Genomic DNA, 12,896 nt, shown 5'->3' with positions numbered 1-12,896 from the left:
TTCTAGCATGGGCAAACCAACAGGATTTATGGAATATAAACGAGAAAAAACAAAGGAACAGCCTCCACTAGAGCGTATTTCGAGTTGGAATGAATATGCTACAAGGCTGTCAGATGAATCATTACAAAGGCAAGGCGCGCGATGTATGGATTGCGGTACACCGTTCTGTCACATGGGCGTGGAAATTCGCGGTGCAGCTGCAGGTTGTCCAATCCAAAACGTTATACCTGAATGGAATGATTTAGTCTATAGAGGGAAATGGAAAGAAGCATTAGATCGTCTACATATGACGAATAACTTTCCTGAATTCACAGGGCGCGTATGTCCAGCGCCTTGTGAAGGATCTTGTACATTAGCAATAACGGATCCGGCCGTTGCCATTAAATCGATTGAACGTTCCATTATTGATAAAGGCTTTGAAAATAATTGGATAGTTCCTCGCATTCCTCAAACGCGTACAGGGAAAAAAATCGCTATCGTTGGATCAGGGCCGGCTGGTTTAGCGGCGGCTGACCAATTAAACCAACTTGGTCATAGTGTAACGATTTATGAGCGAGCAGACCGTCCAGGTGGTTTACTCATGTATGGTATTCCGAATATGAAACTAGAGAAAGACGTCATTGAACGTCGAGTAAATTTACTTCGTCAAGAAGGAATTGATTTCATATTAAATACTGAAATTGGGAAGGACATTACGGCAGATGAATTAAAAGCTCAATACGATGCCGTCATTCTTTGTATCGGTGCACAAAAACAGCGGGTGCTACATTTAGAAGGCAGTGAGGCTGAAGGCATTCATTTAGCGATGGATTACTTAACAGGTGTCACTCAAAGTTTACTAGATTCTAATTTTGAAGATCATAAAGCAATCGATGTGGCTGGAAAAGATGTGATTGTCATCGGTGGTGGTGATACGGGGGCAGACTGTGTAGCAACTGCTATTCGACAAAAGGCACGCTCTGTATATCAGTTTGGTAAACATCCTCAATTACCAAAAACTCGTCAAGAGGACCGTCCTTGGCCGCAAGATCCAAATATTTATCAATTGGATTATGCTTATGAAGAAGTAGAAGCGGTAAAAGGTCGCGATCCACGGGAATATTGTATTCAAACGAAAAAAATTGTTGCCGATAAAAACGGACGTGTGAAAGAACTTCACACTATTCAAATGGAGAAAATTTTAGGCGATGACGGATTTTATTTCTTCAAAGAGCTTCCAGGTACTGAGAAGGTTTGGCCAGCGCAATATGTATTTGTTGCGATTGGATTTGAAGGAGTGGAAAAATCATTACCAGAGCAATTTGGTGTGAAATTAGTCAATAACCGTATTCAAGCATCCATTAAAGACTTTGAAACGAATGTTCCTGGTGTATTTACAGCAGGAGATGCACGACGTGGTCAAAGCTTAGTTGTTTGGGCTATTAAAGAAGGTCGCGCAGTAGCAGCGAGTGTGGATGAATTTTTAACGACAACTGTTAAAGCATAAATTTAGTAGGCGATTTTTGGGTTTCTGTTAGAACTCAAAAATCGCTTTTTATTTGATTTTCATTAAATTCTTTTTTAATATAATTTCTTCGCAACATGTATAGGAATTGGTTATACTAAGGAAAACTACTTAAGTCTCTATTTTCATGGATTAACATTATTTTTTACTCTATGATATTTGAAATCTATTCTCAATTAGTATTCTTTTATTGAAAATGAATTTCTGACCTTTTTTTAAAAATTAGTTTTCCTCTAAACTGAAAAAATGTGTAAAACATCAATATAATAATGGTTTTAGTTGAAATCTAATGATTATGAAATAAATCTTTTGCATGCTATGATGTTTTCGGGTAAGATTAGAATGATAATAAATTAGAAATGGTACTACCATTTAACTCGCAACTACGGAGGTAATATAATGTCAACTTTAGTTATTAAAGATCTTCATGTTTCAATTGAAGATAAAGAGATTTTAAAAGGTGTAAACCTAACAATTAATACAAACGAAGTCCACGCAATTATGGGTCCAAATGGTACTGGTAAATCTACATTAGCTTCTGCTATTATGGGTCACCCTAAATATGAAGTTACTTCAGGTACTATTGAAATAGATGGTGAAAACGTTCTTGAAATGGAAGTTGATGAACGTGCAAAAGCTGGTTTATTCCTAGCAATGCAATATCCTTCTGAAATTTCAGGTGTAACGAACGCTGATTTCATCCGTTCAGCTATTAACGCTCGTCGCGAAGAAGGCGATGAAATTTCATTAATGAAATTTATCCGTGAATTAGATAAAGCTATGGATTTCCTAGAAATGGATCAAGATATGGCGCAACGTTATTTAAATGAAGGATTCTCTGGTGGGGAAAAGAAACGTAATGAAATTCTTCAATTAATGATGATTAAACCAACTTTTGCTATTTTAGATGAAATCGACTCAGGTCTAGATATCGATGCATTAAAAGTTGTTGCAAAAGGTATTAATGAAATGCGCGGTGAAGGATTCGGCTGTCTTGCAATCACTCACTACCAACGTTTATTAAACTACATTACTCCTGATCATGTACACGTTATGATGCAAGGACGCGTTGTAAAATCCGGCGGTCCAGAATTAGCTCAACGTTTAGAAGCAGAAGGTTATGACTGGATTAAAAAAGAATTAGGAATCGAAGATACAGACGCGGTAACAGAAGAAGCTTAATAGAGGAGGGCGAAACAACATGACGGTTGAAACAAAATTGGCGTTATCAGCTACAGAAGTACGCTCGTTCTCGCAAAGCAACAATGAACCATCATGGTTTGCGAACTTGCGCGCAGAAGCAATCGAAAAGGCTGCTGAGCTACCAATGCCAAAGCCAGACAAAACGAATATTTCAGGTTGGAACTTTATCGAGTTCCCTCAACATACAGTAGAAAGCACACCATTTAATTCTTTAGATGAGCTTCCTACAGAAGTAAAAGAAATCATTGATATTGAAGGCCAAGAAAACCTTTATATTCAACGTAACAATACACCTGCATTCATTAAAATTTCTGAAGAGTTAAAAGCTCAAGGTGTTATTTTTACAGATATCCAAACAGCGATTCGCGAGCATAGTGATTTAGTTCAAAAATACTTTATGACAGAAGCTGTTAAAGTAGATGAGCATAAATTAACTGCTTACCATGCTGCATTAGTTAACGGTGGTGTATTCGTATACGTACCAAAAAACGTTGTTGTTGAACAACCATTACAAGTTGTTTTCTTAAACGACAATGCAGACGCTTCATTATTTAACCATGTTCTTGTAGTAGCTGACAGCAATTCAGCGGTAACGTATGTAGAAACTTACGTATCTACAGTAGAACAATCAAATGGACAAGCTAACTTAATCGAAGAAGTAATTGCATTAGACAATGCACAAGTTACTTTCGGTGCCGTTGATGTACTTGCGAAAGGTTTTACAACTTACGTAAACCGCCGCGGTCATATTAAACGTGATGCGAAAATGGACTGGGCTTTAGGTTTAATGAATGACTCAGATACAATTTCTGAAAATATTACTCATTTAATTGGTGATGGTTCAACTGCGAACGCGAAAACAGTAGTAGTAGGGCGCGGAGAACAAAAACAAAACTTCACAACAGAAGTTCGTCACTGGGGTAAAAACTCTGAAGGCTTCATCTTAAAACATGGTGTTATGAAAGATGCAGCTCAAACAATCTTTAATGGTATCGGTAAAATTGAACACGGTGCTACAAAATCAAATGCTGAACAAGAATCACGCGTATTAATGTTATCTGAAAATGCTCGTGGTGATGCAAACCCAATTTTATTAATTGATGAAGATGATGTAATGGCAGGACACGCAGCATCAGTTGGTCGTGTTGATCCAATTCAACTTTATTACTTAATGAGCCGTGGTATTTCAAAATCAGAAGCAGAGCGTTTAGTTATCCACGGATTCCTTGCGCCTGTTGTTACTAACCTTCCTATCGAAAGCGTTAAAAATCAATTGACGAAAGTCATTGAAGGGAAAGTTCGCTAATGAATGAAATCCGTAAATTGTTTCCTGTTCTCAATCAAGAAGTAAACGGGCATCCGCTCGTTTACCTTGATAGTGCAGCAACATCCCAAAAGCCAATTCAAGTATTAGAAGCAGTAAAAAACTATTACGAGTTAGATAATTCCAACGTTCACCGTGGTGTACATACTTTAGGAAATCGAGCAACTGATTCATATGAAGGAGCTCGTGAGAAAATCCGTAAGTTCATTAACGCGACGTCAACAGAAGAAATTATTTACACTCGTGGTACTACAACTTCTTTAAATACGGTAGCAGCTGCTTATGGACGAATGAATGTTGAAGAAGGCGATGAAATTATTATCTCCTATATGGAACACCATTCGAATTTAATTCCTTGGCAACAATTGGCAAAGGAAAAAGGTGCTGTATTAAAGTATTTTGACCTTGAACCAGATGGAACGATTACATTAGATACTATTCGCAATACGATTACAGAAAAAACGAAAATTGTCGCGATTACAATGGCTTCAAACGTTTTAGGGACGATTAATCCAATTAAAGAAATTGCTGAAATGGCCCACGCAGTTGGTGCGGTGATTGTAGTAGATGCAGCACAAGCTGCGCCGCATATGCCAATTGATGTACAAGATCTTGATTGTGACTTTTTAGGCTTTTCTGGTCATAAAATGTGCGGTCCAACAGGTATTGGTGTACTATATGGTAAAAAAGCGCTTTTAGAAAACATGGAACCAATTGAGTTTGGCGGAGAAATGATTGACTTTGTAGGCTTATATGATTCGACTTGGAAAGAGCTACCTTGGAAATTTGAAGGTGGTACTCCAAATATTGCTGGTGCTATTGGCTTAGGTGCTGCGATTGATTTCTTAAATGAAATTGGTTTGGAAAAAATTGCGGAACATGAACATAGCCTAGTAGAATATGCTATAAGTGAAATGGATAAAATCGATGGTTTAACTATTTACGGACCACGAGATCCACAAAAACGTTGCGGCTTAATTACATTCAATATCGACGGTGTACATCCGCATGATTTAGCAACTGTTTTAGATATGAATGGTATTGCTGTACGTGCAGGTCATCATTGTGCCCAACCGCTAATGAAATGGCTACAATGTACTGCAACAGCTCGAGCAAGCTTCTATATGTATAATACGAAAGAAGATATTGATCGACTAGTTGAAGGATTGCGCTCAGCGAAGGAGTATTTTAACGATGTCTTTTAATAATTTAGATCAACTATACCGCTCAGTCATTATGGATCATTATAAAAAACCACGTAACAAAGGTTCATTGGAAGGTGACAGTGTCACAATCGATATGAATAACCCTACATGTGGTGATCGTATTCATTTAACATTAAAAATCAACGATGGTATAGTCGAAGATGCTAAATTTGATGGAGAAGGCTGTTCCATTTCAATGTCTTCTGCCTCGATGATGACAGAAGTTATTAAAGGAAAAAAATTAAATGAAGCTCTTGAACTAGCTGACATTTTTTCGAAAATGATGCTAGGTGAAGACTATAGCGATAAATATGATTTAGGGGATGTTGAAGCACTTCAAGGTGTTTCAAAATTCCCAGCACGAATTAAATGCGCTACATTAGCTTGGAAAGCAATGGAAAAAGGCGTAAGCGATCAAAATTAATTTTTGAACGGAGGAGAATAAAAATGGCGAAAAAAATGCCTGATATCGGCGATTACAAATACGGCTTCCATGATAAAGACGTTTCAGTTTTCCGTTCAAAACGTGGATTAACTGATGAAATCGTCCGTGAAATTTCAAATATGAAAAATGAACCGGAGTGGATGTTAAACTATCGTTTAAAAGCGTTAGAAATTTTCTACTCTAAACCAATGCCACAATGGGGTGGCGACCTATCTGCTTTAAACTTCGATGAAATTACTTACTATGTAAAACCATCTGAAGCAACTCAAAAATCTTGGGATGAAGTACCGGAAGAAATCAAAGCTACATTTGATAAATTAGGTATTCCTGAAGCTGAACAAAAATATTTAGCTGGTGTATCTGCTCAGTACGAATCTGAAGTAGTTTACCACAACATGAAAAAAGATCTTGAAGATCTAGGAATTGTCTTCAAAGATACGGATTCAGCATTACGCGAAAATGAAGATATTTTCAAACAATATTGGGGTACAGTTATTCCAGCATCAGATAACAAATTTGCTGCTCTAAACTCAGCTGTTTGGTCTGGTGGATCATTCATTTACGTTCCACCTGGTGTAAAATTAGATACTCCACTTCAAGCATACTTCCGTATTAACTCTGAAAATATGGGTCAATTCGAACGTACGTTAATTATTGTTGATGAAGGTTCAAGTGTTCACTATGTTGAAGGATGTACAGCTCCTGTATACACAACAAACTCCCTTCACTCAGCAGTAGTTGAAATTATCGTTAAGAAAGATGCTTACTGCCGTTATACAACAATCCAAAACTGGGCGAATAACGTATATAACCTAGTTACAAAACGTACGGTTGTTGAAGAAAACGGTACAATGGAATGGATTGATGGTAACATCGGTTCAAAATTAACGATGAAATACCCAGCATGTATTTTAAAAGGTGAAGGTGCTCGTGGTATGACCCTTTCAATTGCGATTGCAGGTAAAGGTCAACACCAAGATGCTGGTGCAAAAATGATTCACTTAGCACCAAACACATCTTCAACAATCGTTTCTAAATCGATCTCTAAACAAGGTGGTAAAGTAACTTACCGTGGTATCGTTCGATTTGGTAAAAAAGCAACAGGTGCACGTTCTAACATCGAATGTGATACGTTAATTTTAGATAACGAATCAACATCTGATACAATTCCATATAACGAAATCTTAAACGATAATGTATCTTTAGAGCATGAAGCAAAAGTTTCTAAAGTATCTGAAGAGCAATTATTCTACTTAATGAGCCGTGGTATTTCAGAAGGTGAAGCAACAGAAATGATCGTAATGGGCTTCATCGAACCATTCACAAAAGAATTACCAATGGAATACGCAGTAGAAATGAACCGTTTAATCAAATTCGAAATGGAAGGTTCTATTGGTTAATTCCAATAAAATCAGTACTGTTAAGGCCTTGTGGTTGGTGTAAAAGTAACACAAACCCACAAACGCCCCACAAATTTATGATTTTAAATATTTTTTGTACAGGTCGAGTGCATTGCGCTCGATCTTTTTTGTTATGTGTGTATAGGTATCGTAAGTAGTCTCAACAGACTTATGTCCAAGTCTCTCTGAAATGTATTTAATATCTGCTCCTGCTTCAAGTAAGTGAACTGCATGAGAATGTCTGCATGCATGTGGTGATAGTTCTGAAATTCCTGCTCTTTTGCAAAAGACTTTAAATTGTTCCCGAATGACATTAGCCCTCCAATATTCTCCGGTAGGTGTATGGAAAATCAGATCATTCTCAGGCTTTTTATAATAATTAAACTTGGAATACATATCTTGTTGATTTTTTTTATATTCTTTTAATACTTCTAAAGTATCGATATCAATTTCAATAATACGTTCACTTGAAGTCGTTTTCGTACTGGTAATGACAACTTCCTTGCCTTTATCTTTATATCTACAGGTCTTATCAACAGATACTTGAGCATGTTCAAAATTTATATCGTCCCAAGTTAATGCAAGAGCTTCACCAATTCGTAATCTGGTGTGAAACAAAAAATATATTAGTGTGTAATGCTGATTGGATTCTCTGTATTTTGCTTTTTTTTCTTTTGCAATACTAATCAATTTTTCCATTTCTTCTACAGAAAAATACTTAATCTTATGTTCCTCCGCTAATTTTGGAATTTTCATACGTGATATTGGATTTTCACGGAGTATTCGAAATTCGTGTACAGCATCGTGCATAGCAGTACTCATAATACTATGAATTCTTCGGATAGACCCTTCTGAATAATGTTCGCTTAAATCTGTTAACCATTCTTTATATTCCAATCTCGTAATTTCTTTTAGTTTATAATTACCCCATCTAGGGAGTATATTATTCTTGGTATTTCGTTCTTGCAAATCAACTGTTGATTGTTTTAAGTTTGGTCGTTTATAAAGTTCAAACCACTTCAAAAGAAATTCATTTAGAGTTTCTTTACCATCTTCTTGAACCCCATAGTACTCAAATTTTAATTCTTCTTCGTTTGCAGCTAATTGTGCCTCTTTTTTTGTAGAGAATCAACGTTTTGACTTTTCTTTCCATTTACCACTAGCAATATCCTTGAAGCGAATTCGATATTCCCAAGTACCATTTATTTTACGAAAACTAGCCATAATCTCACCTTCCATCTGAATTTAAAATTAAATATAGAAAAGTTAAAAATTAAGCACCATGCGAATTTAGCATAAAAAACTTTTTATTTAAGTATTGGGTTAAACGATGTAAAGCAAATGCCTTTTCGACATTAAATAATGATTGTATTAACTTTATAGATTCATTCGTATAATCAGTAATTTCTAGTTGTTCCAACATGAAAGTGGGAACGTGGTACATAAAGTTATTTGCTTTTGCTTCCTGATATTCTCTAAAGCTTTTTGTCATCGTCCTTTGATTCCCAACATGGAATAAAACATGAGCTTATTCATGACAAAAATCCTGCCACATAGCTTGCTCGGTTAAGTGAGCATTTAAGAATATGTATGAATAATTATTTAAAAAAAGTGCCTGACTGGGTTCATTCCAGTAGAATATTCTTATTCCTAGTTTTGAAGATATTATTTTAAAATTAAGTTGTAGTGGTTCAAAGATATCAATTCTTGTATACAATTCCTTTACAAAATCCTCTATATGACTAGAGTTATACATACTACCATCACCAATACATTGAAACAAAATAGGAACAAATGTTCTGTCTTAGTATAAAACAAAACCCCACTTTTGGGTAGTGGGGTTTATATTAACTAAAAGCTCGATTTATAAGTGGAATTCCGAAAGAACCGGTTTGCACTTCTTCAAGCACTACTTTTCTAATATCACTTTCTTTTATAGTAATTCCTATAATTATCTGAACACCTTTAATTTTACTCAATACATTAAAGAATTTTTTCATATCGTCTACAATGATGCTATGTTGTCCAGGTTCATCAAATATTAATATTCCTGGATGATTTCCATTCATTTCAATAGATGTTTGCAATAAAGCTATGGTAAATGCCCAGATTCTTCTAATATGATCACTTGCAGAGGAATCAAATTTCATATCAAACTGTTCAATCATTGGCATGTAGGTATCTTTAGATATTTGTACTTTATTAATATCTAATGAGCTTCTATATCCAAAAGTATTCAAGTTCTCTATAAAGTATGCACGTAATTTATCCAATTTATTTATATCTTTAAATGTAAGGTTACTATTAGGAAGTTTTAAAATACTTTCCTGATTTAATTTCCATTCAGAAGATAAGTTATAGAATGACTCATTGATTTCAGTTTTTAACAATATAACTTCATTTAAATCATAAATTAATTTTTGAAGTTCTACTTTTCTATAAACACTTTTTTCTGAATATGTCTCAACTGGTGAATATAAATCGTTATTAGTAATTTGCAATAGAAAATATAGTTTTTTGATAGAAGTTCTATATGTATTAATATCCTCTTTTAATTTAAAGATAGTATTTTCTTTTTGGGATATTGCATACTCAAATAATTTTTTCTGAGATTCTAAATGATTTATATTTTCTTCAATACTCATTATATTAGTAGACATTTGATTAGTTAAAATAGTATCTTGAATAGGTTGTTCACATGTTGGGCAAAAATTATCAAAAGTCTTAAACTTCTCCAACGACCCTAAATTTTGTAGTTTTAAGGCATCTTTATTATTTAAAATGTCAATATTTATCATTTCTAAACTATTTTGCAAGTGTTTTAAACTTGAAAGTTCTTTATCATAATATTCAGTAGTATTTTTAAGTTTGTCTTCAAATTCTTTAATACTATTTTTTGTTTCTTCTACTTCTTTAATTAAGGATTCTAGATTTTCCTTTTTTTTAATCTTAACTTTATTTAATTCTTGTAATTCATCTTCTAAAATTTTTATATATTCTTCGATATCATAATTTAATTCATTATCTGTATAGATTATATCTATGGAGTCTTTTTCTATTATATGTATGTTTTTGTTGATGCCTTTTAATTCAAGTTTATAGGGATTTAATTTAATACTATATTGTTTATATAAATTTTCCCATTTCTCTTTTAAAAGTTTCTCTTCATTCTTTAAGGAATACTTTAACTTTTCATTTGCGAGTGTATCTAATCCTAAAATATATTCAATAACACGTTTTTTTTGGTCCAGTATATCATAATAGGGCATACCCGAAAAAATATCACCCCAGCCACGTTTTTGTTCAATAAACATCGAAGAAAATATTAATTGGAGATATAATTTCCTTTCCTCTTCATTTTTACTAGGTACATAGGGTAAATTTAATTGTAAAAATGATTCTAAAAATGTATAGAAACCTTTTTTATGTTTTGCAGAATTATGCAAATGAACGTAATAATCTTCTTTTTTAATATTAAGATCATTAATTTTATCTAAACTTGAAAAATATACTGTAATTAAATTTGGCCCACGTGTAGTAGACTTTGCTGCTCTAAATATTGTAATAGGTTCAATTCCATTTGATATTTCTAAATATACTTTTGACTCTAAAACAGGTATTTCTTTTTCATCATATTCAATTTGTGTTTTAAAAGCAGAACTTAATACATTTGGACCTTTGCCCCCAATTATCTCTTCTAATCCAATAGCATAGTAAATTGCAGAGATTACAGAACTTTTCCCAACTGTATTACCTTCGCTGTATATTAAATTAACACCTTTTTTAAAAATGCTTGAAAAACTAAATCGTTTCAAATTTGTTTCAATGTCAATTTTTATTTCATTAATTGTTAACACTTTTATCACCCCAGAAGAGTATTGCTAATATTTTTTATAATATCTTCTGATAAATGAGTAGAGATATTATTTAGAAAATTTTTCTCAGAAATTAATAATTCATTTGAGCGAATTAATTTTTGAGTGAATTTTTTTCCTTTATCAGAGAGTCTAAATAGTCCATTTTTTTGTTGATATATAATTTTGTCTGCAAGCATAAAATTAATTGTTTTATTGACTGCCGGATCAAATCTTAGTGTTAAAAAATTTGATTTTGGTTCATTTAAATAAGCTAATAGATGGTCCATACTTTTAGTGGAATACATAGAAATAGTGATTAGATGTATCTTGGTTAAGGAACATCCGCTTCTTCCACCTGTAATCTTTAATATTAGACATGTAATAGATATTCTATAACTTAATCGATATTTATATGGTACAGCATCTGGTTTTGCATCAAATTTAACATATTCAGTTGGAATAAGAATATTGTTTTTCAATTTAAATATCTCCTTTAAATTCCATTGAACAATCTGCTAACCAACTTGCTACAATATTATTTTTTAAATTCATAATTGAGGCACTAGATAAAAAGTCAAAGTCTCTTCTCAAATTTTTTTCGAATGTTTCACCTAGTTCAATGAATAATTTTGAATTTAATGTTTTATCCGTGTTAAATAATGTTTTAATTGTTACTTCAGATCGGAAAGATGAAGTTAGTTCTAAAATATCTTTTCTAATATCTGGAAAGTTATCATTTAACCTTTCCAATTGTTCAATGCCTAACATATAGAAAGTCATATACATATCTAATAATTCATTAAATTGATCAGGATAGTTAGATAAATCAGGTTGAATCGCTATTAATTTTCTCTTAACATTGTTAATTTTATCAATATCACAACTTGTCCAGTTTGGTTTACTATTCTCATTTAATACTATATTTAATTTAACATTAGTGATTTTGGAACGTACTATAGTAGATAGCTCTACCATATAATCATCAGCAACTTTTATGATTATATCGAAATCTTCTGATATATAATCATATAATTGTAAGTCTTTTTCTCTAGTGCTTAAAACGAGTTCCTTTTTTTTAGCTGCATGTTCTATGATTCTTTTATCTCGATATTCGGGTATAACAAAATGCCATTCTTTAATTATAGGTATACCTAATTTTTTCAATTTACTAATGTAATCAACATTAATAAATTTATTGATATCGTTAGTCATTTTAATGCGCAACTTTTCGTGAAGCTTGTCATTAGATAAATTGGAATCATTAGGGCAATAACATTGGATAGCGACACCTGATTTGGTGAATCCTTCTATACCTCCATCTCCTTGATATTCAGCAGGAATCGGTGTGAAATGTTGGTCATTGTATTTCAATTTATAACATTTCACTATAAGTTCTTCCCATAAATCTCCATCCAATGAGGAATCTAATAAGTCAAAAATCATTTGTTTTTCCTTTCAAACTTTTATTGTTAAATAGCTCTCCTTAGAAATTTGGTTATCAATAAAATTAATATCTACTGTAATTTCTTCAGAAGTTCCTGAGTACTTTATTTTTGCTAAATTAAAGGAGGGAAATAACTGAACGATTTCTATAGAACGATTATTATAATATAAATCAGTGTTTTTAAAGAAATTGTTCATAGGTATATCCCTCCTAAAAATTTAACTTTTTATGTAACATAATATTAACAAAAAGATAAATTGAAATGTAGTAAGGATATATTATATATATAAATTAATAAATTATCTCTTAATTCCAAAAATGTAACTTATGTCGTAATCCAATATATCTACATAGAGTTCAAAAAAATATTAAATCCATAAATGTTTAATATTTACAAAAACAAATCGTATAAACGACATGTCGACTAGACATGTCGCCAGACTGTAGACAAACTCGAAATTTCGAGTTTGCCTACAGTCTTTTTTCTTTTAAAATAAAAGTAATAGTTTCTGAA

12 protein-coding genes and 1 pseudogene are annotated in these 12,896 nt (G+C 32.9%); 6 read left to right on the top strand and 7 right to left on the bottom strand.

The window, feature by feature from the left end; all coding sequences use genetic code 11:
- Positions 1 to 7 precede the first annotated feature (7 nt).
- The 6 genes from H9636_RS11970 to sufB all read left to right on the top strand — a co-directional run bounded on the left by H9636_RS11970 (position 8) and on the right by sufB (position 7,081).
- Positions 8 to 1,486: a glutamate synthase subunit beta gene (locus tag H9636_RS11970; protein ID WP_191707815.1), complete on the top strand. Its 1,479-nt coding sequence runs from the start codon at positions 8 to 10 to the stop codon at positions 1,484 to 1,486.
- Between the two features lie 417 nt (positions 1,487 to 1,903).
- A complete protein-coding gene (gene sufC, locus H9636_RS11965) occupies positions 1,904 to 2,686 on the top strand; it encodes a Fe-S cluster assembly ATPase SufC (protein WP_191707814.1) in 783 nt (260 codons plus the stop codon).
- A 19-nt stretch (positions 2,687 to 2,705) separates the two neighbouring features.
- On the top strand, positions 2,706 to 4,013 hold the full coding sequence (gene sufD / locus H9636_RS11960) for a Fe-S cluster assembly protein SufD (RefSeq protein ID WP_191707813.1): 1,308 nt from the start codon (positions 2,706 to 2,708) through the stop codon (positions 4,011 to 4,013).
- Positions 4,013 to 5,236, top strand: coding sequence for a cysteine desulfurase (locus H9636_RS11955; protein ID WP_191707812.1), 1,224 nt, complete (start codon positions 4,013 to 4,015; stop codon positions 5,234 to 5,236). Before sufD ends, H9636_RS11955 begins: the two co-directional genes overlap by 1 nt.
- Complete coding sequence (gene sufU / locus H9636_RS11950) at positions 5,226 to 5,660, top strand: Fe-S cluster assembly sulfur transfer protein SufU (protein ID WP_191707811.1); 435 nt, start codon at positions 5,226 to 5,228, stop codon at positions 5,658 to 5,660. Before H9636_RS11955 ends, sufU begins: the two co-directional genes overlap by 11 nt.
- A 23-nt stretch (positions 5,661 to 5,683) precedes the next feature.
- Complete coding sequence (sufB, locus tag H9636_RS11945; RefSeq protein WP_122972490.1) at positions 5,684 to 7,081, top strand: Fe-S cluster assembly protein SufB; 1,398 nt, start codon at positions 5,684 to 5,686, stop codon at positions 7,079 to 7,081.
- A 75-nt stretch (positions 7,082 to 7,156) separates the two neighbouring features.
- Here sufB and H9636_RS11940 read toward each other — a convergent pair whose 3' ends face one another.
- The 7 genes and pseudogenes from H9636_RS11940 to H9636_RS11915 all read right to left on the bottom strand — a co-directional run bounded on the left by H9636_RS11940 (position 7,157) and on the right by H9636_RS11915 (position 12,579).
- Complete coding sequence (locus H9636_RS11940) at positions 7,157 to 7,837, bottom strand: site-specific integrase (RefSeq protein WP_263604230.1); 681 nt, start codon at positions 7,835 to 7,837, stop codon at positions 7,157 to 7,159.
- A 123-nt stretch (positions 7,838 to 7,960) separates the two neighbouring features.
- Positions 7,961 to 8,110 (bottom strand): annotated as a pseudogene (locus H9636_RS19265) (tyrosine-type recombinase/integrase); the annotation flags it as partial.
- A 244-nt stretch (positions 8,111 to 8,354) separates the two neighbouring features.
- Positions 8,355 to 8,573, bottom strand: coding sequence for a hypothetical protein (locus H9636_RS19090; protein ID WP_225230199.1), 219 nt, complete (start codon positions 8,571 to 8,573; stop codon positions 8,355 to 8,357).
- 355 nt (positions 8,574 to 8,928) lie between these two features.
- Positions 8,929 to 10,938 carry a hypothetical protein gene (locus H9636_RS11930; protein WP_191707810.1) on the bottom strand — a complete coding sequence of 670 codons (2,010 nt, stop codon included), beginning with the start codon at positions 10,936 to 10,938 and terminating at the stop codon, positions 8,929 to 8,931.
- 5 nt (positions 10,939 to 10,943) lie between these two features.
- The gene (locus H9636_RS11925) at positions 10,944 to 11,417 is read right to left on the bottom strand and encodes a hypothetical protein (RefSeq protein WP_191707809.1); all 474 of its coding nucleotides are present in this window, start codon (positions 11,415 to 11,417) and stop codon (positions 10,944 to 10,946) included.
- 1 nt (position 11,418) lies between these two features.
- The gene (locus H9636_RS11920) at positions 11,419 to 12,381 is read right to left on the bottom strand and encodes a hypothetical protein (protein ID WP_191707808.1); all 963 of its coding nucleotides are present in this window, start codon (positions 12,379 to 12,381) and stop codon (positions 11,419 to 11,421) included.
- 12 nt (positions 12,382 to 12,393) lie between these two features.
- Positions 12,394 to 12,579, bottom strand: coding sequence for a hypothetical protein (locus tag H9636_RS11915; protein WP_191707807.1), 186 nt, complete (start codon positions 12,577 to 12,579; stop codon positions 12,394 to 12,396).
- Positions 12,580 to 12,896: the final 317 nt, after the last annotated feature.

This window comes from Ureibacillus galli (genome assembly GCF_014836845.1).
In the GTDB taxonomy this organism is placed as follows: Bacteria; Bacillota; Bacilli; order Bacillales_A; family Planococcaceae; genus Ureibacillus; species Ureibacillus galli.
This window is presented reverse-complemented; position numbering and strand designations above follow the sequence as displayed.

Bases quoted from the DNA above. Each gene is read 5' to 3' on its own strand.
- H9636_RS11970 (WP_191707815.1), top strand. From the start codon at position 8: ATGGGCAAACCAACAGGATTTATGGAATATAAACGAGAAAAAACAAAG.
- sufC (WP_191707814.1), top strand. From the start codon at position 1,904: ATGTCAACTTTAGTTATTAAAGATCTTCATGTTTCAATTGAAGATAAA.
- sufD (WP_191707813.1), top strand. From the start codon at position 2,706: ATGACGGTTGAAACAAAATTGGCGTTATCAGCTACAGAAGTACGCTCG.
- H9636_RS11955 (WP_191707812.1), top strand. From the start codon at position 4,013: ATGAATGAAATCCGTAAATTGTTTCCTGTTCTCAATCAAGAAGTAAAC.
- sufU (WP_191707811.1), top strand. From the start codon at position 5,226: ATGTCTTTTAATAATTTAGATCAACTATACCGCTCAGTCATTATGGAT.
- sufB (WP_122972490.1), top strand. From the start codon at position 5,684: ATGGCGAAAAAAATGCCTGATATCGGCGATTACAAATACGGCTTCCAT.
- H9636_RS11940 (WP_263604230.1), bottom strand. From the start codon at position 7,837: ATGAAAATTCCAAAATTAGCGGAGGAACATAAGATTAAGTATTTTTCT.
- H9636_RS19090 (WP_225230199.1), bottom strand. From the start codon at position 8,573: ATGACAAAAAGCTTTAGAGAATATCAGGAAGCAAAAGCAAATAACTTT.
- H9636_RS11920 (WP_191707808.1), bottom strand. From the start codon at position 12,381: ATGATTTTTGACTTATTAGATTCCTCATTGGATGGAGATTTATGGGAA.
- H9636_RS11915 (WP_191707807.1), bottom strand. From the start codon at position 12,579: ATGAACAATTTCTTTAAAAACACTGATTTATATTATAATAATCGTTCT.